Below are 23,655 nucleotides of genomic sequence, written 5' to 3' on the forward strand. Positions count from 1 at the left end.
CGTCCGGGCCGCGTTCGCCGCCGGACAATGTCGAATTTCCTGGATAGTCATCGGCATTCGATGCGCGCACGCGGCCAGGGCACGGCAGCGGCGGGCCATCCGATCCCGTGTCCGGCGCGGCGGGACGAGTCCTGTGCGGCGGGACGGCGGCTCAGTTCTCCGGCACGTTGCGGGCGAGTTCGTCCAACCAGGCGGCGGCGGAGGCGTCGCTCGGCGCACGCCAGTCGCCGCGGGGTGAAAGTGAGCCGCCGGAACCGACTTTCGGTGCATTGGGCAGGGTTGAGCGTTTGAACTGGCTGGTCTGGATGAAGCGGCGCAGGAATTCGGCGAGCCAGTGTTTGATGGTCGGCAGGTCGTAGGTATTGCGCTGGTCGGCCGGGATCAGGTCCGGCCAGCTGCCGCGGTCGCGCTCGGACCAGGCGTGCCGGGCCAGGTAGGCGACCCGGCTCGGGCGGTAGCCGAAGCGCAGCAGGTAGTAGAGGTGGAAGTCCTGCAGTTCATAGGGGCCGACGGTGGCCTCGGAACTCTGGCCCGGTGTGGTGGAATCGTGGCTGGGCACCAGCTCCGGCGAGATCTCGGTCTGCAGGATCGATGACAGCACCCGGCTAGCCTCGGGGCCGAACTGATGGGTGTCGACCGCCCAGGCGATCAGATACTTGATCAATGTTTTGGGGACCGAGGCGTTCACGCTGTAGTGCGCCATATGGTCGCCGACGCCGAAAGTGCACCAGCCCAAGGCGAGTTCACTGAGATCGCCGGTGCCGACCACGAGTGCGTTGTGCTGGTTGGCGAGTCGGAACAGGTGCGAGGTGCGCTCGCCTGCCTGGACATTCTCGTAGGTGACGTCGTACTGCGGGATACCTTCAGCGGCAGGATGATTCAGGTCGCGCAGCATCTGGGTGGCGGAAGGGCGGATATCGATCTCCTGCGCGCTCACGCCGAGTGCGTCCATCAGCGCGTGCGCGTCGGTGCGGGTTCGGGAGCTGGTCGCGAAACCGGGCATGGTGTAGGCCAGTACATTGGTGCGCGGCAGGCCGAGCCGGTCCATGGTTTTGGCCGCGACGATCAGCGCCTGCGTGGAGTCCAATCCGCCGGAGACGCCGATGACCAACCGCTGGCTGCCGGTAGCACGTAAGCGGGTGCTCAGGCCCTCGACCTGGATGTGATGCACCTCGGCACAGCGTTCGTTGCGGGCGGCCGGATCGCTGGGAACATAAGGGAAGCGCTGGATTTCGCGTCGCAGGGCGACGGCGCCCGTCGGAACCGGCAACTGCACCTCGACGCGCCGCAGTCGCTGCAGCCGTTCCCGGTGATCGTGTACGTTGTCGGCGAAACTGGTGGTGCGGATACGATCCGCGGCCAGCCGCTGCAGATCGAGATCGGCGGTGATCAACTGGGGATGGTCGGAAAACCGCTCGCCCTCGGCGAGTAGGTCGCCGTTCTCGCAGACCAGCGCCTGTCCGTCCCAGGCCATATCGGTGGTCGATTCACCATGTCCCGCAGCGGAATACAGATAGGCGGCCAGGTAACGCGCGGAATGTGAGGTGCACAGCGCGCGCCGGTAGTCGGCCTTGCCGATGACGATATTGCTCGCCGACAGATTGACCAGCACCGTGGCACCGGCCAGCGCGGCATATCCACTGGGCGGCAACGGAACCCAGCCGTCCTCGCAGATCTCCAGGTGGAATACGAAGCCGTCGAGATTGGTCGCGGTGAACAACAGGTCGGAACCGAACGGCACCCGCTGACCCGCGATCGTGATGTGGTCGTGCAGGGTCTCGCGCGCCGCCGCGAACTGGCGCTTCTCGTAGAACTCGCGATAGTTCGGCAGATAGCTCTTCGGCACGGCGCCGAGCACGGTGCCCCGGCATACCGCGATCCCGCAGTTGAACAACCGCCCCTGGGTACGCACCGGCGCACCGATCAACAGCACCGTATCGATTTCCGTGCTCGCCGCGACTACCTGCTCGATCGCCGCGCCGACCGCATCGTCGAGCGCATCCTGGTGGAACAGATCGTCGGCGGTGTAGCTGGCGAGTCCGAGTTCGGGAAAGACGGTCAGCACCACACCGTCGGCGGCCGCCTGTCGAGCGAGCTCGAGCGTCTGCTCGACATTGAACGCGGGATCGGCGACCCGGATCCGCGGCACCGCGACCGCCACTCGCGCGAACCCGTGCCGATAGAGGGAGTCGAACGGCAGTGCGGGCACGGGCGTCCCCTTTCGGGATCGTTGATCTTTCCTCCTTGTCGAAATTACGCCCGTCCGCGCAGACCCCCGCCCCAGCGCGGCCATTTCGCCTTGGCCTTCGGTTCCTCCATGAGCGATCCGCGCTCGATATCGGTGACCAACAGCGGCAGCCGCGGTGCGAGTTCGTCGAGAACGGCCTGGGTGTGCCCGCCCTGCGCGGCTCGGTACTCCGGCATGGTCAGGCCGACGATCTGCAGGAATTGCACCCGCCCGTGCGGTGTATCGATGGCGCCGAGTTCCGGGTCCATGGTGAAGGCGACGGCGTGGATGTCCGAATCCGGATGGTGGTCCGCGGCGATCGGGCCGTTCGACTTGATGGTGTGGCCGGGTGCGAACCAATTCCCGGACTGGAACACGTACCTGGCCAGGTTCTGTAGGAAGTTCGCGGGCCAGACCGGCGGTTTCTCATCGGCCGGTCTGCGCAGCAGCCGGAAGGTGAATTCGAATCCCCAGCCGGATTCGGCCGGGTTATCCCATTCCTTCTCGTACAGCTCGGTCATGCCGTAGCTGATGTAGTGCCAGTGTGGGACCGGTTCGGTGCGCGGATAGGCGCTGATGCCGTCCAGCGGATCGGGCCCGCCGAGCGACCAGGGGACCCCCGTTCCCCAATGGCTGGGTGCGGTGTCGTGGTACAGCTGTTCCAACGCGGCGTCGATAGCGTTCCAGCCGGGACTTTCACTCACCTGGACACCATAAGGTCGGCGCGGACCATGCGCCGCGCCACACGGATCGCAAGCCATCGGCGGACAGCGATTTGCGGTCGCGCGACCGGATCCCGGACTGGTCGGCCTGTCGGGAAAGGGCTGATCCGGCGCACCGGTAAGCTATAGCAATGGCGGATGACATGGATTCCGACCTAGTTGCGGGGGAACGACGCGCTGATCTCGAGCGTGCGCTGACCTATGTCTCCACCGAATCGCAGCCCGACGGCAGCTACATCATCAATGGCGACCTGCCGCCCGATGTCGCGCCACCATTCATCCGGGCGATCATGCGGGTGGAGGCGGAGTTGCTGCTGAACGACGCGGAACTCGTAACGGTCGATGAGGGTGAGCCACGCACGCCCGAGGAGCGCCGGGCCGACGCGTTCGTCGCATTGATACTCCGGGTGGACGACCGCAGCTCGGCCTGAGCTGCGCGGCGGACCTTGCACTCGATACCCCTGAGTGCTAAAAAGGGCTTGGCACTCTCGACGTGTGAGTGCCAGGTCGGGACGGTGAGACCGGGTTCCATCGACACCCTCGGTCGTCCGTCGCGGGCACCGAACCTGGCCAGCGTAAATGGGGCGATCCAACCTGCGATCGTCCTGTGTGTCAGCCATATACATGTGGAGGATCTCAACGCAATGGCCAAGACAATTGCGTACGACGAAGAGGCCCGTCGCGGCCTCGAGCGGGGCCTGAACGCCCTCGCCGACGCGGTCAAGGTGACGCTGGGACCCAAGGGTCGCAACGTTGTCCTGGAGAAGAAGTGGGGCGCCCCCACGATCACCAACGATGGTGTTTCCATCGCCAAGGAGATCGAGCTGGAGGACCCGTACGAGAAGATCGGCGCCGAGCTGGTCAAGGAAGTCGCCAAGAAGACCGACGACGTCGCTGGCGACGGCACCACCACCGCCACCGTGCTGGCCCAGGCGCTCGTACGTGAGGGTCTGCGCAACGTCGCGGCCGGTGCCAACCCCCTCGGCCTCAAGCGCGGCATCGAGAAGGCCGTCGAGGCCGTCACCACCAAGCTCCTCGCGACCGCCAAGGAGATCGATACCAAGGAGCAGATCGCTGCTACCGCCGGTATCTCCGCGGGCGACTCGTCCATCGGTGAGCTCATCGCCGAGGCCATGGACAAGGTCGGCAAGGAAGGTGTCATCACCGTCGAGGAGAGCAACACCTTCGGGCTCCAGCTGGAGCTCACCGAGGGTATGCGCTTCGACAAGGGCTACATCTCGGGTTACTTCGTGACCGACCCGGAGCGTCAGGAAGCCGTCCTCGAGGATCCGTACATCCTGCTCGTCGGTTCCAAGGTTTCCACCGTCAAGGACCTGCTGCCGCTGCTGGAGAAGGTCATCCAGGCCGGTAAGCCGCTGCTGATCATCGCCGAGGACGTCGAGGGCGAGGCCCTGTCGACCCTGGTCGTGAACAAGATCCGCGGCACCTTCAAGTCCGTCGCCGTCAAGGCGCCCGGCTTCGGTGACCGTCGCAAGGCGCAGCTCGCCGATATCGCCATCCTCACCGGCGGCGAGGTCATCAGCGAAGAGGTCGGCCTCTCCCTGGAGACCGCTGGCATCGAGCTGCTCGGCCAGGCCCGCAAGGTCGTCATCACCAAGGACGAGACCACCATCGTCGAGGGCGCGGGTGACGCGGAGGCCATCAAGGGCCGCGTCGCGCAGATCCGCACCGAGATCGAGAACTCGGACTCGGACTACGACCGGGAGAAGCTGCAGGAGCGTCTGGCCAAGCTGGCCGGTGGCGTCGCCGTCATCAAGGCGGGTGCCGCGACCGAGGTCGAGCTCAAGGAGCGCAAGCACCGCATCGAGGATGCTGTGCGCAACGCCAAGGCCGCCGTCGAGGAGGGCATCGTCGCCGGTGGTGGCGTGGCCCTGCTGCAGTCGGCTCCGGCGCTGGATGACCTGAAGCTCACCGGTGACGAGGCGACCGGTGCGAACATCGTGCGTGTCGCGCTGTCGGCTCCGCTGAAGCAGATCGCGTTCAACGCGGGCCTCGAGCCCGGCGTTGTCGCCGAGAAGGTTTCGAACCTGCCTGCGGGCCACGGCCTGAACGCCGACTCGGGCGAGTACCAGGACCTGCTGGCCGCCGGTGTCGCCGACCCGGTCAAGGTCACCCGTTCTGCCCTGCAGAACGCGGCCTCCATCGCGGCGCTGTTCCTCACCACCGAGGCCGTCGTCGCCGACAAGCCGGAGAAGGCCGCCGCTCCCGCGGGCGACCCGACCGGTGGCATGGGTGGCATGGACTTCTGAGTCCAGTCTCCCGGCACCACTTCTAGACCCGAAGGCCGGTCCACCATTTGGTGGACCGGCCTTCGGGCTATTTGGTCTCGTGGGAGTTTTCCAAGGGCGCAATGCGTTTGCCGGATGGGTGGTGTGCGAGCGGTTATCGGAGGGGTTTTCGATATCGCGGGCTTTGCTATTCGAGAGGAATGACGAACGGATCAAAGCTTTGTGGCTACTGATTCGGTGGAAGATGTTGGGGCGGGGGTTATTTCGATGGGCGCATCGGCTGTTTTGGCGGTGCCGTTGGTCGTTGGGGCCGGGGGTTCGATTTGTTGATCGGCGATCGCCTCGGGTGTGCTGTCGACCATTGGATCCGAGTCGATTACCGGGGTGAGCGGATCGGGCTCGGCGGCCGGTGTGATGGTGGGTAGTTCGGGATCCGCTGGTTCGGTTGCGGCGGCGTACTCCGCGGCGGCGGCCAGGCGTAGGCGTTCGGCGAGTTCGTTGAAGATGTAGAAGTTGGGAATCTGGCCGACAGGGGTGAGCGAGACCCAGCTGCCGTCTACCTTCATGCGGACCAAACCGCTTCGGGCGTCGATCAATTGGATCTGTTCCCAGGCGTAGGCCCGGCTGCGGAAATAGAGTGCGGTCAGATCGAGGGCGATTTCGCCGAAATGGACGGTCGCGCCGTCATCGATGGCGGCCACGGCGCGGGGGAGTTGGGCCAGGGTGACGGCCGACTGGATGGCCCTGCCCCATTCGCGCGCCTCGCCGAACAGGGTGTCGTCGAATGCGGCCTCGGCGCCGTCGGGACCCGACATCTGGAGTGAGTACTCGGTGTGGGCGGAATTCTGGAAGGGGATGACCTGCTGGCGCACTTCGGCACTGTTCCAGCGGAATCCGGCCACCTGCTCACCGGAGCGGTACACGGTCATGCCGAATTCGAATAGATCCAGCCGAGCGGTGCGGTGCCGACGATTGCGCCGCCCACGGAAGAAGGCCATCGACGCGGGGACCAGGGCGATCAGACCGATCGCGAGCGCACCGGGATATGCCCCCACCGTCACGCAGATAACCCCGACTGCCGTGAACCCGCCCGCGACAATCCCGTAGCCGCGCACGAGGCTATCGCTCGCAGGCGCCGGTAGAAAGGTCTGTCGGTGCGTGCCGAGCTTCTGATATTCGGCCATCAGGTGGATCAGCTGCGACAGTGGAACCTTTTGTGGCCCGCCGGTTCCGACATCGCCATGGCTCGGAGTGGTCAATTGTCCCTCCATGAGGCGGTTTTCCTCCGCGGCGAAGCGTATGACACTCGACCGAAGGTCGCCACCCCAGCCTCGTGCCCGGTCAGTCGGCCGAGCTTACGTCATCGCGACGGCATACTTGCGATCGGTGCGGGCGTTTCGTCGTGATTTAGATCAAGTTGTCATGTGGCCGAATAGGGCAAAGGCCGGTCCGCTGAACGGACCGGCCGTGCGGCGGGATCAGATTCCGTCGACCGTCAGGACGGTGAACGGCATGGTCGGGGTTCCGGGCCCCATCGGCCCACCCTTATCGAATTGGGAAGAGACAACCAGCGTCCGATCATTGCTGCGCACCAATGTGGTGGGAATGCGCAGGGATTCATCGGTGACCGTGCGTTCCAGCTCGACGGTCGCGCCATCATCGCCGATCTTCCAGCGGGTAATGGTGTTGCTGACATTCTGAGCCGCCCACAGCGTGCTGCCGTGCAGTTCCAGACCGTCACCGTGTTTCAGATCGGCGCCGCGCATGGTCACCTTGCGAATCGGATCCGGCGAATTCGGCTCGGTCGCAACGCGGTACAGCTCACCTGCGTTCATATCGACGATCAGCAGATAGCGACCGGAATCGTCGGACACGATGCCGTTCAAGGTAAATGCGTCCGGCGCATGCGGGCTGATTATGGTGCTCAGATCGAATTGTGCTGTCAGCTCCGCCTTTCCGCCGTGCGCCGCGGTGATCTGCTCCGGGGTGACCCGGTAGACGACCGGTCGCAGGCTGTCGGTCAGATATGCGCTGCCGTCAGGGGTGATGGCCACATCGTTGACCAGCCTCGGTCCGGTGCCGGTGACATCGAAGCGGGCGATCAGCGCACGGCTGCCGGTGTCGTACACCGCGACTCCGGTCGTCGAATCGGTAACCCACAGTCGCCCTGCCGCATCGACTTTCAGGCCATTGGCGGTCTTGCGGCCGTCGGCCCCCTCGGGCAGGAAGATTTCGGCCCGCGCGGCGCCTGGCGTTGCGCGGTAGATGGCGCCGTTGGCGTATGAGCCGACGTAGGTGTCGCCGGTGCGTGGATCGACGGCGATGCCCTCCGGATAGACGCGATCACCGGGCAGTTCGTATGCGGTGCTGATGCGGGTCGTCGGTTGGCTGACGGCCTGCGTCGCCGTGCCGCAGGCCGTGAGGGCGGTGCAGGCAATGGCGGTGGCGATGGTCGAGATGGTGCGGAACATGCTCGTGACTCCTGATAGTCGAACATCTTGTTGTGTTCACATCTTGGAATGTGCACGAACATATATTAGAGCTCTAATCTACGTCAAGATCCTAACCAGAAGACGCGCAGTTACCATGCGGATATGACGTCCATGCACTCCTCCGAGCGCCTCGGCTCGTATCTCAAGCGCGCCGAACAGGCCCTCAACTCGGCGAAGAGCGCGGCGCTCAAACCGGCGGGCCTCACCGTTCCCCAGTACGGGGCCCTGCTGTTCCTCATCGAAAACCCGGGCATCAACGCTGCGGCATTGGCCCGACTGTGCGGAGTGACCCCGCCGACCATGAATACGATCCTGACCAACCTCCAGGACCGCGGCCTCATCGAGCGCACCCCACATGCCTGGCACAAGAACGTCCTGGAGACCCGACTCACCGAAGCGGGCGCGGCGCTCGCCAAAGAGGCGGACGCGAATGCCGTGCGGGTGGAGCGCGCATTGGCCGACGAATTCACCGAGGCCGAACACGCCGCGCTGCGCGAGCTGCTCACCCGCTGCGCCGACCTGCTCGACTCCATTCGGCCCGAATCCGCGCCGAAAAAATAGCTCCCGGGCCGCATCGACCCGGGAGCCATTGGGGTGCAGGCTATTTCACGCCGCCGCGACTACCGTCGTTGCGTTGCGGGCCGGTCGGCGCAGTGTTGCGCCGCCGAGCGTGAGGGCAATGAAGCCGACCGCGGCCGAGGTCCACGGGAGCCAACTCGCGCCCGACGAATCCAGCACCGTGCCGCCGAGCAGGGAGCCGATGCCGCTGCCTAGGTAGATGGCCGAGCCGTTGAGTCCGAGCGCGACGGTCGGCGCGTCGTGCGCAATGGCGAAGAGCCGGAACTGCTGCGGGATGAGGATCGCGGATCCGAACAGGCCGGTCAGGCCGAGTACCGCGAAGACCGCCCAATTGGCGTGGGTGGCCGGGCCGAGCAGGAGCAGACCGATGAGGCTGCCGACGAGTCCGACGGTCAGCGTCCGTGCCGGGCCGAGGCGGTCCACCGCCCGGCCCGCCTGCGAGTTGCCGATGACCTGGCCGATGCCCATGACCAGCAGCAGCCACGCGAGTTGCCCCTGCGGCACCGATGGTGCGACCACGACCGGCAGGTAGACGATGGTCGTGTAGCCCGCGGTCATCTGCAGCGTCGTCACCAGCAGAACCCGCAGTACGGCGGGCCGGGCGAGCACGCCGACGCGATCGCGCAATCCGGTACTCGGCAAGGTGACACGCGGCAGCAGCACGACGAGGGCGGCCGCGATGGCGCCGCCGACGGCGATCGCCCAGAGCACCCCGCGCCAGCCGATCCAACGCTCCACGAATATGCCGATCGGCACGCCCGCGACCGCCGATAGCGTGATTCCGGCGGTGACGACCGAGAGTGCCCGGCCGCGGTGCGCGTCGTCGGCGACCACCCCGGCCACGGCGAAGGCATTGGCCTGGAACGCCGCCGCACCGATCGCGGCAACGATGCGCGCCCCCGCCATCACCGAAAAGTCCTGCGCCGCAGCCTGTCCGATCATGCCGAGGACGAAAAGGGCCGCACCGCCGCCTAATACCCAACGCCGGTCCCAGGATCCGTTGGCGGCCGCGATAACTGGTGAGGCGATGGCGTATGTCCAGGCGAACATGGTGGTGAGCTGACCCGCGGCGGCCACCGAAACGTCCAGGTCGCGGGCGATGAGCGGGAGCATGCCATTGAGTACGAAGCCGTCGGTACCCAGCACGAAGGTGCCGACGGCGAGTGGGATCAGGGACCGATACATATTGTTCGATGGTTGTCGAAGCATCTTATGATGCTGAGATATAATTCGATAGTTGTCAAACGATCGGAGGATGAACGTGCGCCAGCTACCGCAGCCGAGCACCGGCGACCTGGACCTGATCCGGGTGCTCAGCGCCATCGCCGATCCGATCCGGCTGGAGCTGATCCGCGCGCTCGCCGGGGTCCGCGAGCCGCTCAGTTGCGCCATCGACAAATTCGACGTCGAAATCACCGCCGCGACCGCATCGCACCACTGGAAGGTGCTACGCGACGCGGGTGTCACGACCACCTACGTCTCCGGCCGCAATCGGCTGGTCGAACTGCGGCGCGACGATCTGGACGAACGTTTTCCCGGCCTGCTCGATGCGATCATCAACGGCTCGCAATCCTGACCCGTTCACGCACGCCCGGCATCGGCGTGCCGGGGTGCCCGCGTCCGTTGAGCGGTTCAAACGCCCCAAAAGTATTGGCTTTACGGGCGGTCCCGGTGGCAGGTGCACTTGTTGCGAGGGCAAGCCTCGAACGTCACTCGGGGGTGGGGACAATGAACGGAATCTTTGTCGCGATCGTGATCGGTTTCCTAGTGCTGTTCGGCACGCTCACGATCATCAATTACGCGAACCGCGACAGTCGGGGGCGCCGCAATCGCCGCAGGCGAAGTCGATGGGCCGCGGGCAGCGGTGGCGACAGCGGCGGCGGCGGTTGCGGTGGTGGTTCGAGCTGCGGCGGCGGCTCAGGCTGCGGTGGCGGCGGCTGTGGCGGGGGCGGCGGTGGTTGCGGCGGCGGCAGCTGAGTCAGTTCCGTGTCGGCAGCAGACTCTCGAATGCGCTGTCCACCAATGCCCTTCGCTGCGCTTCGGTGGTCGGGAGTGTGTCGGGGGAGACGCGGGCCAGTTGGTTGAAACCGTGGTAAATGCTCACGGCGACAACCGCTCTGGTCCGCGCCTTCCCGGCGGGCAGCCCCAATTCGCGTAGCAATTCCGCGACGTATTCGATGCGCCGGTCCGCGACTCGGCGCAAGGTCGCGGCGACCGGCGGCTGATCCGCCGAGGCCAGTAGCGCCAATTCGATGCGGCCAGTGGCCGCGTAATCGATGACCTGGGCGAAGAGTCGATGCAATCGTTCGCCGGGGTCGGCCTCGACGGCGATCTCGGCGATCACATCCTCGGTGCTGCGCTGCTCCCAACGCGCGAGTGCCGCATCGATGAGGGCCGCGCGGTCCTTGAAATGCCAGTAGAAGCTGCCTTTGGTGGTGCCGAGCCGCTTGGCGATGGGTTCGACGGCCACTGCTGCCAGGCCGCCCTCCGCCAGCGCGTCCAGGGCGGCCTGTGCCCAATCGTCGGCGTTGAGCCGTGCCTTCGCATCCCCTTGTGCCATTCCCGTACGCTACCGTATGGTCACTCCATACGCTCACGTATGGAATGGCCGGAGGTATGCGATGCCGACTTATGAGATTCCCGAACGAGCCACCCTGGCGCGCTCGTCCGGGATCGATTGGGATTACGTCGATTCCTACGAATAGCGTTGCCGCCCGGCGCTCCTATCGATCCTCGGGAATGGACTCGAAAGATATTCTTCGGCAAGCCTTTTCCCGATCGCGAAAGCGACGAGCACGAGCATGTGACCGCCGATGAGATGGCGGTCTGTCGTTTCGGTTCTGGTCGGCGATGGCGCGGTTACCATCACGTCTCTGGTCAAGTATCGAAATCGCTGGGGCCGAAGATATTTCGCCGTCGTGCGCCCATTCCACCGTCGGCTCGTGCCATGGATGCTCGCACGCGCCGCCCGTGGTTTCGCCCGCTGACGCGCCACATCGAACGGATGTGGCGACGGCTCCGTTCGACCGTCGTAGGCTGAACTCATGTCTGGCGACATACGCGGTGTGCTCTACGACATCGACGGCGTGCTGGTGACTTCGTGGCACGAGATCGACGGTGCGGTCGACGCCGTGCGCCGCGTGCGTGAAAGTGGTTTGCGCCGAAGGTTTCTCACCAATACCACCTCCCGCACCTGCGCCGAGATCGCCGAGCGGCTGCGCGACGCCGGATTCGATGTCGATGCCGCCGAGATCGTCACCGCCGCCCGGCTCACCGGCGAATACGTGGGCCGCCACTACCCGGATGCGGCAGTGTGGGTGCTCAATCACGGCGATATCGAGGTCGACCTCGCCGAGCTCACACTCGACGACCAACACCCGGACGTCATCGTAATCGGCGGCGCCGGTGCGGAATTCACCCATGACGCGCTGAGCCGGGTGGCCGAGCTGATGCTGGACGGTATTCCGGTCGTCGCGATGCACAGCGGCCTGACCTGGGCCACCGACACCGGGCTGCGCATCGACGCGGGCGCATACCTGCCGGGTCTGGAGGCGGCGGGCAATGCCGAGATCGCGGTGGTCGGCAAGCCCGCGGCGGCCGGATTCCGCACCTGCGCGGACCTTATGGGCGTCGATCCGGCCGAGGTGTTGATGATCGGTGACGATCTGCACTCCGATGTGCTCGCCGCGCAACAGGTCGGTATGACCGGAGTTCTGGTGCGCACCGGCAAATTCCGGGCCGCCGTACTGGCGGCGGCATCGACCGCACCGGATCACGTCATCGATTCGGTGGCGGAACTGCCCGCGCTGTTGAAAGTCCGGCCGAAAGAATAATTCTAAAAAAAGTCCTTCAAAACACTTTCGGCGTGCCGAACCTCTCGGTATCCTCCGTTGCGGCAAACAACCAGTGACGACCCCCGTGGTGGCAACTAGATCGGAGAGCAGCAGCCGGTAAGCGCAATAGCAACCGAGCGGCCAACTTTCGGCTAACGCATATTCGGCCGAAGGTTGAGACGAACGGCCCGATCCATGACGAGGGGATCGGGCCCTTCGGTATTGTCTGCCCCAATGTCACAGGATGCGAATACGGGACGAATGTATGCCGGGCAACCCGTAGAGGACCGGCAACGTCAGCGGCGTGCGCGTTTTCTGGAATCGGGCCTTACGGTCTTTGCACGCGACGGCTACGCCAATAGTTCGGTCGGCGCTATCTGTAAGGACGCCGGACTCTCCTCGAGGCAGTTCTATGAGGAGTTCACCGGCCGCGAATCCCTCCTACTCGAGCTCTACGAGCAGATCGATAAGGAATCGCGCGAAGCGGTGACCGCCGCCCTGGAGAAGAAATCCGATGCGACCGCGCTGGAGATCATCGATGCCGCGGTGCGCGCCTACGTCGAATCCATCGGCTCCGATCCGCGCAAGGCGCGGGTGGCGCTGGTAGAGGTCGTCGGCGCCGGGCCGAAGGTGGAGAAGTTCCGGCTGGAGCTGCGCCGCGTCTGGGGTTCGCTACTCGCCGGCGCCGCGGAGGATGCCGCCCTACACGGCGAAATCCCAACGGGCGATTACGAGATGCGGGTGCTGGCCATCATCGGCGCGGTCAACTACGTGGTGGATTCCTGGAGCGGTTCGGATCCGCGCCCGCCACTAGACGATGTGATCCGGGTGCTCAGCCGAGTGATCATGGGTGCGGTCCGCGCGTAGTTCCGGCACCGTCGGCTAGCGTGCGCTGTATGGAGACGGTTCCCATCCAGATGCCGGACGGCACCACCGTGCCGGTGCGGCTGTTCCCGGCGACCGGTGCGCATCGGCATCCGGTGCGCCCGGATGCGCCGCGTCCGGTGGTGGTGATGGTGCCCGGCCTCGGTGTCCCGGCCGGGTACTACGAACTGTTCGCCCAGGAGCTGGCCGCGCGTGGTTTCGATGTCGCGATCGGTGAGCTGCGCGGCGTGGGTGACAGTCGTCCGCGTCCGAGCGCCGCGAGCACCTTCGGTTACCACGAACTGGTCTCGGTCGACTTCCCGGCGATCTTCTCGGTGGTGCGCGACCGCTTCCCGGACAGCACCCCATATCTGCTCGGCCACAGCATGGGCGGCCAGCTCGCGGTGCTGTACGCCGCGCGGATCCGCGGCCGCTTGGGCGGGCTGATCCTGATCGCCTCCGGCACCCCGTATCACCGTGGGTTTCGGGGCATTTCGGGCCCAGGCATGCTGGTCGGCACCGCGGCCATGTCACTGACGGCCAATCTGACCGGCTTCTGGCCCGGCGACCGGATCTCGCTAGGCGGCTTCGGACGCCAGTCGAAGGTGCTGCTGTCGGACTGGGCCCGGCTGGCCCGCACCGGCCGCTTCGTGCCGGTGGACGCGGATATCGACTACGAGGAGCGGATCGCCAGACTGAAGCTGCCGGTGCTATCCATCACCATCACCGGCGACGATGTCGCACCGAGCAGTTCGGCCGCCCACCTGCTGGCCAAGATGCCCAACGCCGGGGTGACCACCTGGGTGCAACCGGAACCGTTGGGGCACAACGGTTGGATTCGTCAATACCGCAGCACGGTCGATCAACTGGAGAAGTGGTTGCGGGACCGCTGATCCCTGATGGTGGCTACCAGCTCGGCGCTCATCGACCCGGCGCACGGCCACCGTGGATAGGTCGCGACCGCAGTTCTGTGCTGCGCTGAACCCGACGTTCCATCGAACGTAGCCGAATGGTGGTCGCACACAGCGAATTCGACCGCCCAATCACTACGCTCGGCGAGCGGCCGGAGACACATAGCGCAGCAAGCGATCTGGACGCGGCGCTACGCTGGTGTCCGTGTCGAATGAGCAACGGCGGCAACTACATCTGGACGTCATCGCGGAATTCCGCGCCAACGCGGGAAAGGTCGGCGGACAGTTCGCGAACATCCCGCTGCTACTGCTGACCACCACCGGAGCCCGCACCGGCGAACCCCGTACCTGGCCGCTGGCATACCAGCGCGACGGTGACCGAGTAGTGGTCTACGCCGCCAACGGTGGGCGGCCAAATCGTCCGGGGTGGTACCACAATCTGACGGCGCATCCCGAGGCCGTCGTCGAGGTCGGTACCGAATCGTGGCGGGTGATCGCATCCGTTGCGGAAGGTGAAGAGCGGCAACAACTTTGGGAAAGCAAACTGGTCGACGCGCCCTTCCTCGCCGACTTCCAGGACAAGGTGTCCTGGCAGATCCCGGTGGTCATCCTGGCCCCTGCGAACGGCAATTCCTGAGCGCAACTGTAATCCGGGACCAGCGCTTACAGTGGCTTATCGGGGCGCCGAGCGCAGCGAATACGTGCAGTCCGACAAGCATCCTGGTGCCGGCGCGACATGCTGGCAGAGCCCTCACCCTGCTGGCTGAGGACCCCTCGTCGGGACCTCAAGAACCGTCGATCTGAGCTCGAAATTCGTCAGCATCCGGCCCTGAAAGTTCGTAGGTGACAGAGACCGGCTCTACCGGGTTCAACTCGTCGCGCCCGGCCGGACCGGGCACCATCGAAGTCACCAGCTCCACTAATTCCATGTACGTCAACGCCTTCTGCGGCGCAGACGGATCGAAGTCGTTGATGACACCACGCTGCAATGGTTTTCCACCGACGCGAGGCCACCACACCTCGAGTGTTGACCATGGGATGCCTTGCAGCAGGGCCACTTGCAGATCCTCGGGTGCCAGTTCGTTGCGACCGTGTTGTTCGGCCACCTGCGCAGCGCGACGAAGCAGCGAAATCACTGCCGGGCTCGCCCCCGTGATTGTGGTGACGGAACCAAATCGTGAGGTCATGGCATCGAGACTATCGCCCGTATTTGCTGTTGCCGCCGGTATCGAAGACCTCCATCGGAGAGCCGTCCGGCATGGTGTAGAACCGCGCTCCGACGCACCACAGTCGGATTGTCCTGCCTGGCGCTGGGCAAGCGGTTTTGTCGTTCTTGGTCACAGGTTGCTCAGCGCACCGGATGACCACGCCGCCCGCCTCCTCGCATTGCTGGACGGTGACGGCTGCCGCTGAGCCAATGGCGGCCATGGCGGCCGCGATGGAGGCGACGGTAACGACGAGAAGGCGTGTGATGGAAGTTCGCATCGATTCCCCCATGAAATCTAGTTGTCGTACGGACACGGAAGGTACAAGCGTTCGTTGGGCAGGCGCGGCAGGCCATGGGTAGGTCCAGGAATCACGGTCACTGCGTCGGGGTAGTGGTGATCGCGCCAGTCCTCTACAAAGATCAGCGCGGCGGTAAGGCACACAGCGAAGTCGAACCGCACGCCATGCAGGAACACCGACAAATGCACATCTGGGTCACTCGGCAGCGGCGAAATCTGCTCACTCATGGCAAAGTCCGGGTGGTCGGATGCCAACGCACGCGCGGATCGCATCGACCACCGTGGCGCCCGAAGGCCGGAACGTGTCACGCGGCGGTTCGATCCAGACCCGCAGTCCGGCGTGCCTGTCGGCGGGCGACGGTAATACGATCTGCGCGCCGAATCGAGCGAGAGTGACGTTGAGCCGGAATAACTCCGAGAACAGAGGCACATCGTCGGGCAAGTCGGGTCTGACGATGAAGGTCCATCGTCGCGAGCGGGGGTGGGAGATGATCGGGCCGAGCGCGCATTGCCGAGAATGCATGTGTGCCTTGACCATCTGGCCGAGGTCGGCGGGCATGGTTACCGCCGATACGCCGCCCGCCCGCACCGAAATCCGCCCGATGACGGGGTCGACTGCGGCCGCCAGCCCGCAGATCTGCCGATAGAACAGGCATCGACTGCTGGGCGTATCGGCCAGCAACTCCGACGTCAACTCGCGCTTCATCGGTCACCGCTGACGATTGAAAGGGGCGCGGGCCATTGATAACCGCACGGATACACCTGATCGAGGGTGACCAGGTCGCACACGAGAGTGATCGCCCACTTCAACTCTCCGACGTGCTCGAGGCTGGGGGTGAGCACGGCGTCAGCCTCGACATCGCGGATATGTTGCGACAGCAGCAACATTGCGGCGCGGGAGCCCACATCGAATCCGAGGACCTCGACGAGGAAGTAATTGTGCTCTGCCGCCAGATGTTTCAAATCGGTGGCGGACGACGCGCCCTGCGCTGCGTTGTTCCAGCGGACCACGCCGATCGCATTCGGCCTCGATTCGGGACTCGGGGGTATCAACGGCCTCCTCGATCGAAGCCTCCCACTCGGTGAGGGCACCGATGAAGCGCGTCAGCACGGCGGCTGACACGACGCAGTACACCGGACGTTGCGGCCCAACGAACGCGGCCCGATCCGGTATCGCGTGGTTTGGCATTGCAGGCTCCCAGCTTGGTTCCGTTGTGTCACAACTGGATTATGCCGCTTTCTGGCTAGCGGCATATGCCACTTATGCAAGTTGGAAAATGTTCCGGCGAGACGGTCAGTCAGTCAGAAAGTTATCGGGTACTCCTGTCGGAACGCCCAGCGTTGCGGCGGATACACCGCCTCATCGAACTGAATCGGACTGTCGTCGGCGTCGTAGGCCACGAGCCAGTAAACCAACGCGGGTGATGCGTTCGGCAGCTCGAGTGCTGCTCGCTCGTCATCGTTGGCGGGCCGAGCGCACACCTGGTCACGGGCATAGGCGGCGCGCGTACCGAGCGCGTCGGCGAGATACGGGAGCGTTCCGCCACGAATACGCTCGGCGACCAACAGACGCGGCGCGGAATCGGCCAAGGCCGCAGGAAACCACGACGTCGACAGCTCCGTCGGGCCACTCACCTCGTTGTAAATGACGCGCCGCCGCTGCACGACAAGGCTGCCCTGGTCGAGTCCGAGCGCAGTCGCGACATAGTCGGGCGCGTCCACTCTGCCGACAAGCGGAAACTCGACACGCTCGGTGTCGGAGTACATCGTGCCCATCGTCGCGGCACGCTCGAAACGTTCACGCGCTCGCGGCGCGGCATTCGGTTCACGGACAAACGTGCCCGACCCACGACGTGATTCGACCAAGCCCTGCTGCCGCAAAGCCTGCAAAGCCTTGGTTGCAGTCGGCCGGGATACGTTCCACGCGGCGGCCAGTTCCCGTTCAGATGGGACTTCCGCGCCTGGTGTCAGGTCGCCACGAACGATCTGATCCCGCAGGTATCCTGCGATTTGCAGGTATTTCGGAAGTACCTCTTCGATCTCGGGCAACGCTTCATCCTTGGTCTGAGTACCATATGCCACTGGCCAGTTTATGACTCGCGATTGGTTGGCGAACGACGATGACGACGGTAGCGATCGCTGCGGGCGGGGGCGGCGACGCGGTCACGGCGGCCATGCTCGCCGACAGGATGCCAGCTCTGGGCGTGGCAGCCATCATGAGTTACTCCTGGGACCGGCTGATGATCGACCCCGCACCCGGCCCGAGGACGCGGACCGACTTCTATGGGTTGATCGACCATTGCGGAGTGTCCGAGGTGCCACCTGCGGCGACCCTGCGCGCTGATGGCGAATCGACACTCCCGCGCCTCGCGGAGCATGTCGCGCAACCGCTGCTGCTGATGGATATCGAGTCTGGGGTGAACGGCCTCGCGCATCAGATCCGCTGCGCGGCAGCCGCCTTCGACGCTGACGAAATCGTGGTGATCGACACGGGCGGCGACATCCTGGCTGCTGGAAATGAGCCAGGGTTACAGAGTCCGCTCGCCGACTCTGCTGCCTTGGCCGCCGCGATTACATCCAGGCTGCCGACCCAGGTACTCGTCGCCGGTGTCGGTCTCGACGGCGAATTGTCCCGTGCTGAGCTTGACGGCCGGTTGAACGCTCTGGATGCGGAGAATGTCGGCGATCTGATAGCTGGGGACGCGGAAGGATTCGCGAGCATCTGGTCATGGCACCCATCAGAGGCCAACGCTCTGCTGGCCGTGGCTGCGTCGGGCTGGCGCGGCTCTGTCGAGACCCAACGCGGTGTTGTCATAGACGTCACCGATGCGGCTACGCGCGTCTACCGGATTGCAGCCACCCCCCTTGCGGAGTCGTCGCTGGCAGTGCTCCTAACGCGAACCTTCTCGCTCGAAGAGATCGAGCACTTGCTGCGTGAACGCCGTGGATACAGTGACATCGACATCGAGCGCGAGCGGCTGGTGCACCGCCGCCGACCTCAAATGCCTACGCCGGACACGCTCGACATCATCGACGGTTACATCGCCGACGCCGATGCCCGCGGCGTTGACGCTCTAACGGTGCGACGCGTTATCGAAATGACTCACGCGACCGACCCTGCGGCAACACAAGCATTGCGCGCTCAGCTGGCCCACTGTCGATCAGACAACTTCAAGCCGCCGTTGTACATGGTGCGGCCGATTTCTACCTGACCAGACTTAAATTCGGCCTCGACGTCCAGAGATTCGCCGGGCGGCAAGAGGGCGGCCCGGTGCTACCTCGGCAGGGCACCGGGCCGGTTGGCGTGCTTACGATTCCATCAACATCTGAGTGAAGAACTCATAGATGAGTGCGGCTTGGAAGGCTGACTGTTTGTTGTCGGCCGCGCCGCCGTGGCCGCCCTCGATGTTCTCGTGGTACCAGACGGTGTGGCCCTGTTCCTCCAGCAGTGCCGCCATTTTGCGCGCGTGGCCCGGATGGACTCGGTCGTCGCGGGTGGAGGTGGTCAGCAGGATCGGGGGGTAGGGGGCGTCGGCGCGGACGTTCTGGTAGGGCGAGTACTTGCTGATGTACTCCCATTCCTCGGGCTTGTCGGGGTCGCCGTACTCGGCAATCCACGACGCACCGGCCAGCAGCAGGTGATACCGCTGCATATCCAGCAGTGGGACCTGGCAGACGATGGCGCCGAACAGTTCCGGATAGCGGGTCAGCATGACGCCCATGAGCAGGCCGCCGTTGCTGCCGCCGACCGCACCCAGTTGCTCGTGTGTGGTGATGCCGCGGGTCACCAGATCCTTGGCGATCGAGGAGAAGTCCTCATAGACCTTGTGCCGGTTGGCCTTCTGCACCGAGGTGTGCCACTGCGGGCCGTATTCGCCGCCGCCGCGGATATTGGTCATCACCCAGGTGCCGCCGCGTTCCAGCCAGCCCATGCCGGAGGCGCCGCTGTAGGCCGGGGTGCGGGACACCTCGAACCCGCCGTAGCCGGACATAACCGTCGGACCGGGAGTGCCCTTGTGGTCGCGGTGGCGGATCACGAAGTACGGCACCATGGTTCCGTCATCGGAGCGCGCGAAGAACTGCTCGGTCTCGATGCCGTCGGCGTCGAAGAAGCCGGGTTCCTGTTTGAGCTGTTCGGTCCGGCCGCCGACCGCGCTGGCGAGCAGCGTGGCGGGAGTGGTGAATCCGCTTGTGGTCAGCATGAATTCGTCGCCGCCCTCGAGCGGGTCCAGATTCATCACGCTGGTGGTCGCCATCGGCGGGGTGTCGGCGAGCGGCTCCTTGTGCCAGCCGTCCGGACCTGGCGTGAGGACGTAGAGCTTGGTCTGCACATCCTCCAGGGTGATCAGCAGCAGATGGTTCTCGGTCCAGCCGTAGCCGTGCAGCGAGGTGTGCTCGTCCGGGGTGAAGATCACCTCGAATTCCCGTGCGCCGGAGAGGAATTTCTCGAAGTCGAGGGCCAGCAGCGCACCGGCGGGGTAGGTCTTGTCGCCGATCTCCCACGGCGACTTCAGTCGCACCAGGAACCAATCCTTGTACCAGGATTCGCTGGCGTCGGTCGGTACATCGAGATGCCGCAGGCTGCCGTCGTCTTCGAGCAGGTACACCTCTTCGTTGAAGAAGTCGGTGGCGCGACCGACGAAATGCCGTTCGTAGCCGGGCGTCCGGTCGTACCCGGCCGAGACCGCGACATCGCCTGCATCGCCCTCGAATACCGTTTCCGCCTCGGTGAGCGGGGTGCCGCGCCGCCAGCGCTTGGCGATTCGCGGATAGCCGGAATCGGTGAGCGAACCGGGACCGAAATCGGTGCCGACATACACCGAGTCGATATCGATCCAGCGGATCTCGGATTTCGCCTCGGGCAGGAAGTAACCGCCGTCCGCGGGATCGATGAATTCCCTTGTCTCGATGTCGAATTCGCGCACGACCTTGGCATCCGCACCGCCGCGGGACAGGCTGATGAGCGCGCGCGACTGTTCCGGGCGCAGCACGGCGGCACCGCCCCACACCCAGTTCTCGCCCTCGGCGGTGCCGAGTGCGTCCAGGTCGATCAGCACATCCCAGTCCGGGGACTCCTTGGCGTATTCGGCGAAGGTGGTGCGCCGCCACAGCCCGCGCGGATGTTCGGCATCGCGCCAGAAGTTGTAGAGCCAGCTGCCGCGCCGCGCCGGGTAAGCGATCTTGGTATCGGTGTCGAGCATGTCGAGGATGCGGCGCTCGAGTTCGGTGAACCGATCGGAGCTGGCGAAACGCTCGACGACCACGTCGTTGTGCGCGCGGGCGAAGTCGAGGGCCCGCTCATCGGTTACTTCTTCGAGCCACAGGTAGGGATCGGTCACAGTTTGCTCAACGCCCGTCATGTCCACATTGTTGCCGAGAGGCATTAAAGGTGAGATATCACTCGGTGAATCGGGCAATTCGGGCGTCTTGTTACCGGTTGCTCGACATCGAATCAAGGGGTGACATACGTACCGGTCGGATCAGTAGGATCGCTGCTCCGATACCGAACCGAGGCGGAAGGTGGCCGGTTTGCCACAGTTTCTCTGGGAGCAGCACTGCTGCCTGCCATTACTGCATTCCGCGCGGATCGCGGATCTGGCCCGCTATCCGCTCGGCTCGTATTTATCGGTGAACGTCGGGTATTCGCGCCAGTCGACCGAGGATTCGCTGGCGCTGCTGCACAAGTTCCGCCGGGATGCGCTGGGGGACGGTCGGTTCCGGCTGGTCGAGCGGTTCGCCGATATCGGTGCCGCCGATACCATTTCGCTGGCCTTCGACCTGGAGGATTCCGGGCCGCTCGGCGGCGATCCGGATAACCTCGAGCTGTTCTACGAACTGGGCGTTCGCTCGATGCTGCCGACCTACAACCATGCCAATGCGGCCGGTTGCGGTTGTCTGGATACCGACGACACCGGACTCACCGCCTACGGCCGAGATCTGGTGCGCAAACAGAACGAGGTCGGCATATTCGTAGACGGTTCGCACTGCTCCCGCCGGACCGGACTGGACCTCGCCGAATGCACCGAGGTCCCGATGATCTACAGCCATTCCAATTTCGCGGCACTGTGGGCGCATCCGCGCAATATCACCGATGAACAGGCGCGGACCTGCGCCCGCACCGGCGGCGTAATCGGCATCAATGGCGTGGGAATCTTCCTGGGGCAGAACGCGATCGATGGCCGGGCCGAGCGGGTCGCGGCAATGGCCGCGCATATCGAATACGGCGCGGAACTCGTCGGCATCGAACATATCGGCATCGGATCCGACTACTCCTTCGATGCCGAGGATTTCAATGACATGCTCGCCCAGGACCCCGGGGCGTTTTCCGACGCGTATACGAAGTGGGGGCCGCTGCAATGGGTGCCGCCGGAGGATCTGCTCGGACTTGACGAGCTGCCCGGGTTGGCTGCCGAGCTCGCCGATCGTGGTTTCAGTGCCGCGGACCGGGCGGCGGTATTCGGTGGCAACTTCGCCCGGGTCGCACAGCAGGTCTGGCGCGACTGACGCGGTGCCTCAGCTGGACAGCGTCAGGTACACGATGCGGCCAACCCGACTGCGGTCGCCATCGTGTAAATAATGTTCACCGGATCGACGATCGCGCCTGGTGTGCGCGCCGATCGGCCGCCTCCTGCTCGAGAGCTGACCGCTATCAGTGCTGCTGATGGTGCGAGGGATTTAGTTCACCGCTGCGGTCTGTTGCGGCCACCAGCCAAGGTGTCGTGGCCGTGCGCAGCGACTCGGTCGCAAGAAAGTCGCCGTGCCGTGTGGTGCGCGTCTCATAGTTGCAGGGGGACGGTGGGTGAAGTTTGCCCGACAGAGTTAGGCTCGACGGCGTGACTTCCCATTACGACGTTGTCGTTCTCGGTGCCGGTCCTGGCGGTTATGTCGCCGCCATCCGCGCGGCACAACTTGGCCTCCGTACCGCGATCGTCGAGCAGAAGTATTGGGGTGGTGTCTGCCTCAACGTGGGCTGCATCCCATCCAAGGCGCTGCTGCGCAACGCGGAACTCGCGCATATCTTCACCAAGGAAGCCAAGACCTTCGGCATCTCCGGCGATGTGAGCTTCGACTTCGGCGTCGCGTTCGACCGCAGCCGCAAGGTCGCCGACGGCCGGGTCAAGGGCGTCCACTTCCTGATGAAGAAGAACAAGATCGACGAGTTCGACGGTAAGGGCACCTTCACCGACGCGAACACCCTCTCGGTCGCCCTGTCCAGCGGCGGCACCGAGACGATCACCTTCAGCAATGTCATCATCGCCGCGGGCACCGTCACCAAGCTGCTTCCGGGTACCTCGCTCAGCGCGAATGTGGTGACCTACGAGGAGCAGATCCTCACCCGCGAGCTGCCCGGCTCGATCCTCATCGTCGGCGCCGGTGCGATCGGCATGGAGTTCGGCTACGTCCTGAAGAACTACGGCGTCGACGTGCGCATCGTGGAGTTCCTGGACCGTGCGCTGCCGAACGAGGACGCCGACGTCTCCAAGGAGATCACCAAGCAGTACAAGAAGCTCGGCATCACCATCACCACCGGTGCGGCCGTGCAGTCGATCGACGACGACGGGTCCAAGGTCACCGTGTCGATCAAGGACAACAAGACCGGCAACCTGGAGACGGTCACCGTCGACAAGGTGCTGCAGGCCGTCGGGTTCGCGCCACGGGTCGAGGGCTACGGCCTGGAGAACACCGGTGTCGCGCTCGAGCGCGGCGCCATCGCCATCGACGACAACATGCGCACCAATGTGCCGCACATCTACGCCATCGGTGACGTGACCGGGAAACTGCAGCTCGCGCATGTTGCGGAGGCCCAGGGCGTCGTCGCTTCGGAGACCATCGCCGGTGCGCCGACGGTCACCCTCGGCGATTACCGGATGATGCCGCGCGCCACCTTCTGCCAGCCGCAGGTCGCCAGCTTCGGTCTCACCGAGCAGCAGGCCCGCGACGAGGGCTACGACGTGAAGGTCGCCACCTTCCCGTTCACCGCCAACGGCAAGGCGCACGGGCTCGGCGATCCGACCGGTTTCGTGAAGCTGGTCGCCGACGCCAAGTACGGCGAACTGCTCGGCGGCCACCTCATCGGTCCGGACGTCTCCGAGTTGCTGCCGGAGCTGACCCTGGCCCAGAAGTGGGACCTGACCGTCAATGAGCTGACCCGCAACGTCCACACCCACCCGACGTTGAGCGAAGCACTGCAGGAAGCGTTCCACGGCCTCGCCGGGCACATGATCAACTTCTGATTCGTGTCGAAGACGGTGGTGTTCGGGCCGAAAGGTCCG

25 protein-coding genes are annotated in these 23,655 nt (G+C 64.9%); 13 read left to right on the top strand and 12 right to left on the bottom strand.

Annotation, left to right across the window (positions count from 1 at the left end):
* Positions 1-151 precede the first annotated feature (151 nt).
* Positions 152-2,209, bottom strand: a complete 2,058-nt coding sequence (locus NA5_RS07710; protein WP_245672138.1) for an NAD(+) synthase — start codon at positions 2,207-2,209, stop codon at positions 152-154.
* 44 nt (positions 2,210-2,253) lie between these two features.
* Positions 2,254-2,931: a suppressor of fused domain protein gene (locus NA5_RS07715; protein ID WP_062983422.1), complete on the bottom strand. Its 678-nt coding sequence runs from the start codon at positions 2,929-2,931 to the stop codon at positions 2,254-2,256.
* A 149-nt stretch (positions 2,932-3,080) separates the two neighbouring features.
* On the opposite strand from NA5_RS07715, the gene NA5_RS07720 reads away from it, so the two are divergent.
* Positions 3,081-3,380 (top strand): DUF222 domain-containing protein, encoded by a 300-nt coding sequence (locus NA5_RS07720; RefSeq protein WP_040696580.1) that lies wholly within the window; start codon positions 3,081-3,083, stop codon positions 3,378-3,380.
* A gap of 213 nt (positions 3,381-3,593) precedes the next feature.
* Positions 3,594-5,219 carry a chaperonin GroEL gene (gene groL, locus NA5_RS07725; RefSeq protein ID WP_062983560.1) on the top strand — a complete coding sequence of 542 codons (1,626 nt, stop codon included), beginning with the start codon at positions 3,594-3,596 and terminating at the stop codon, positions 5,217-5,219.
* A gap of 191 nt (positions 5,220-5,410) precedes the next feature.
* On the opposite strand, the gene NA5_RS07730 is transcribed toward groL, so the two are convergent.
* Positions 5,411-6,457 (bottom strand): DUF6585 family protein, encoded by a 1,047-nt coding sequence (locus NA5_RS07730; protein WP_174555209.1) that lies wholly within the window; start codon positions 6,455-6,457, stop codon positions 5,411-5,413.
* Positions 6,458-6,676: 219 nt separating this feature from the next.
* On the bottom strand, positions 6,677-7,669 hold the full coding sequence (locus tag NA5_RS07735; RefSeq protein WP_062983424.1) for an SMP-30/gluconolactonase/LRE family protein: 993 nt from the start codon (positions 7,667-7,669) through the stop codon (positions 6,677-6,679).
* 123 nt (positions 7,670-7,792) lie between these two features.
* Here NA5_RS07735 and NA5_RS07740 point away from each other — a divergent pair, with 123 nt between their 5' ends.
* Positions 7,793-8,251: a MarR family winged helix-turn-helix transcriptional regulator gene (locus tag NA5_RS07740; protein ID WP_245672139.1), complete on the top strand. Its 459-nt coding sequence runs from the start codon at positions 7,793-7,795 to the stop codon at positions 8,249-8,251.
* Positions 8,252-8,296: 45 nt separating this feature from the next.
* On the opposite strand, the gene NA5_RS07745 is transcribed toward NA5_RS07740, so the two are convergent.
* Positions 8,297-9,454: an MFS transporter gene (locus tag NA5_RS07745; protein WP_169811272.1), complete on the bottom strand. Its 1,158-nt coding sequence runs from the start codon at positions 9,452-9,454 to the stop codon at positions 8,297-8,299.
* A 70-nt stretch (positions 9,455-9,524) separates the two neighbouring features.
* Here NA5_RS07745 and NA5_RS07750 point away from each other — a divergent pair, with 70 nt between their 5' ends.
* Together NA5_RS07750 and NA5_RS07755 are read left to right on the top strand one after the other, a co-directional pair.
* The gene (locus NA5_RS07750) at positions 9,525-9,845 is read left to right on the top strand and encodes an ArsR/SmtB family transcription factor (protein WP_062983430.1); all 321 of its coding nucleotides are present in this window, start codon (positions 9,525-9,527) and stop codon (positions 9,843-9,845) included.
* 152 nt (positions 9,846-9,997) lie between these two features.
* Complete coding sequence (locus tag NA5_RS07755; RefSeq protein ID WP_062983432.1) at positions 9,998-10,246, top strand: hypothetical protein; 249 nt, start codon at positions 9,998-10,000, stop codon at positions 10,244-10,246.
* Position 10,247: 1 nt separating this feature from the next.
* On the opposite strand, the gene NA5_RS07760 is transcribed toward NA5_RS07755, so the two are convergent.
* Complete coding sequence (locus NA5_RS07760; RefSeq protein ID WP_062983434.1) at positions 10,248-10,829, bottom strand: TetR/AcrR family transcriptional regulator; 582 nt, start codon at positions 10,827-10,829, stop codon at positions 10,248-10,250.
* A gap of 253 nt (positions 10,830-11,082) precedes the next feature.
* On the opposite strand from NA5_RS07760, the gene NA5_RS43140 reads away from it, so the two are divergent.
* The 5 genes from NA5_RS43140 to NA5_RS07780 all read left to right on the top strand — a co-directional run bounded on the left by NA5_RS43140 (position 11,083) and on the right by NA5_RS07780 (position 14,514).
* Positions 11,083-11,256 carry a DUF2867 domain-containing protein gene (locus tag NA5_RS43140; RefSeq protein ID WP_084483963.1) on the top strand — a complete coding sequence of 58 codons (174 nt, stop codon included), beginning with the start codon at positions 11,083-11,085 and terminating at the stop codon, positions 11,254-11,256.
* A gap of 57 nt (positions 11,257-11,313) precedes the next feature.
* Positions 11,314-12,102: an HAD-IIA family hydrolase gene (locus NA5_RS07765; protein ID WP_062983435.1), complete on the top strand. Its 789-nt coding sequence runs from the start codon at positions 11,314-11,316 to the stop codon at positions 12,100-12,102.
* A gap of 234 nt (positions 12,103-12,336) precedes the next feature.
* Positions 12,337-12,969 (top strand): TetR/AcrR family transcriptional regulator, encoded by a 633-nt coding sequence (locus tag NA5_RS07770; RefSeq protein ID WP_063813242.1) that lies wholly within the window; start codon positions 12,337-12,339, stop codon positions 12,967-12,969.
* Between the two features lie 29 nt (positions 12,970-12,998).
* A complete protein-coding gene (locus tag NA5_RS07775; protein ID WP_062983438.1) occupies positions 12,999-13,859 on the top strand; it encodes an alpha/beta hydrolase family protein in 861 nt (286 codons plus the stop codon).
* Between the two features lie 223 nt (positions 13,860-14,082).
* Positions 14,083-14,514 carry a nitroreductase family deazaflavin-dependent oxidoreductase gene (locus NA5_RS07780; protein ID WP_062983571.1) on the top strand — a complete coding sequence of 144 codons (432 nt, stop codon included), beginning with the start codon at positions 14,083-14,085 and terminating at the stop codon, positions 14,512-14,514.
* Positions 14,515-14,662: 148 nt separating this feature from the next.
* Here NA5_RS07780 and NA5_RS07785 read toward each other — a convergent pair whose 3' ends face one another.
* From NA5_RS07785 to NA5_RS07810, 5 genes are all read right to left on the bottom strand, one after another.
* Entirely contained in the window at positions 14,663-15,064 is a 402-nt protein-coding gene (locus NA5_RS07785; protein WP_062983440.1) for a hypothetical protein, read from the bottom strand.
* 315 nt (positions 15,065-15,379) lie between these two features.
* Positions 15,380-15,610 (bottom strand): hypothetical protein, encoded by a 231-nt coding sequence (locus NA5_RS07795; protein WP_062983448.1) that lies wholly within the window; start codon positions 15,608-15,610, stop codon positions 15,380-15,382.
* Positions 15,603-16,088 carry a hypothetical protein gene (locus tag NA5_RS07800; protein ID WP_062983450.1) on the bottom strand — a complete coding sequence of 162 codons (486 nt, stop codon included), beginning with the start codon at positions 16,086-16,088 and terminating at the stop codon, positions 15,603-15,605. The genes NA5_RS07795 and NA5_RS07800 overlap by 8 nt, the downstream gene beginning before the upstream one ends.
* On the bottom strand, positions 16,085-16,393 hold the full coding sequence (locus NA5_RS07805) for a hypothetical protein (RefSeq protein WP_062983452.1): 309 nt from the start codon (positions 16,391-16,393) through the stop codon (positions 16,085-16,087). Before NA5_RS07805 ends, NA5_RS07800 begins: the two co-directional genes overlap by 4 nt.
* A gap of 291 nt (positions 16,394-16,684) precedes the next feature.
* Positions 16,685-17,431 carry a GntR family transcriptional regulator gene (locus tag NA5_RS07810; protein WP_062983573.1) on the bottom strand — a complete coding sequence of 249 codons (747 nt, stop codon included), beginning with the start codon at positions 17,429-17,431 and terminating at the stop codon, positions 16,685-16,687.
* A gap of 71 nt (positions 17,432-17,502) precedes the next feature.
* On the opposite strand from NA5_RS07810, the gene NA5_RS07815 reads away from it, so the two are divergent.
* On the top strand, positions 17,503-18,594 hold the full coding sequence (locus tag NA5_RS07815; protein WP_062983453.1) for a DUF1152 domain-containing protein: 1,092 nt from the start codon (positions 17,503-17,505) through the stop codon (positions 18,592-18,594).
* Between the two features lie 96 nt (positions 18,595-18,690).
* Here the strand turns inward: NA5_RS07815 and NA5_RS07820 are convergent, their stop codons facing one another.
* Positions 18,691-20,742 carry a prolyl oligopeptidase family serine peptidase gene (locus NA5_RS07820; protein WP_062983574.1) on the bottom strand — a complete coding sequence of 684 codons (2,052 nt, stop codon included), beginning with the start codon at positions 20,740-20,742 and terminating at the stop codon, positions 18,691-18,693.
* 169 nt (positions 20,743-20,911) lie between these two features.
* Here NA5_RS07820 and NA5_RS07825 point away from each other — a divergent pair, with 169 nt between their 5' ends.
* On the top strand, positions 20,912-21,886 hold the full coding sequence (locus NA5_RS07825) for a dipeptidase (RefSeq protein WP_062983576.1): 975 nt from the start codon (positions 20,912-20,914) through the stop codon (positions 21,884-21,886).
* 329 nt (positions 21,887-22,215) lie between these two features.
* Complete coding sequence (gene lpdA / locus NA5_RS07830) at positions 22,216-23,616, top strand: dihydrolipoyl dehydrogenase (RefSeq protein WP_062983456.1); 1,401 nt, start codon at positions 22,216-22,218, stop codon at positions 23,614-23,616.
* The last annotated feature ends 39 nt before the right edge of the window (positions 23,617-23,655 follow it).

It is taken from the genome of Nocardia anaemiae NBRC 100462 (assembly GCF_001612725.1).
In the GTDB taxonomy this organism is placed as follows: Bacteria; Actinomycetota; Actinomycetes; order Mycobacteriales; family Mycobacteriaceae; genus Nocardia; species Nocardia anaemiae.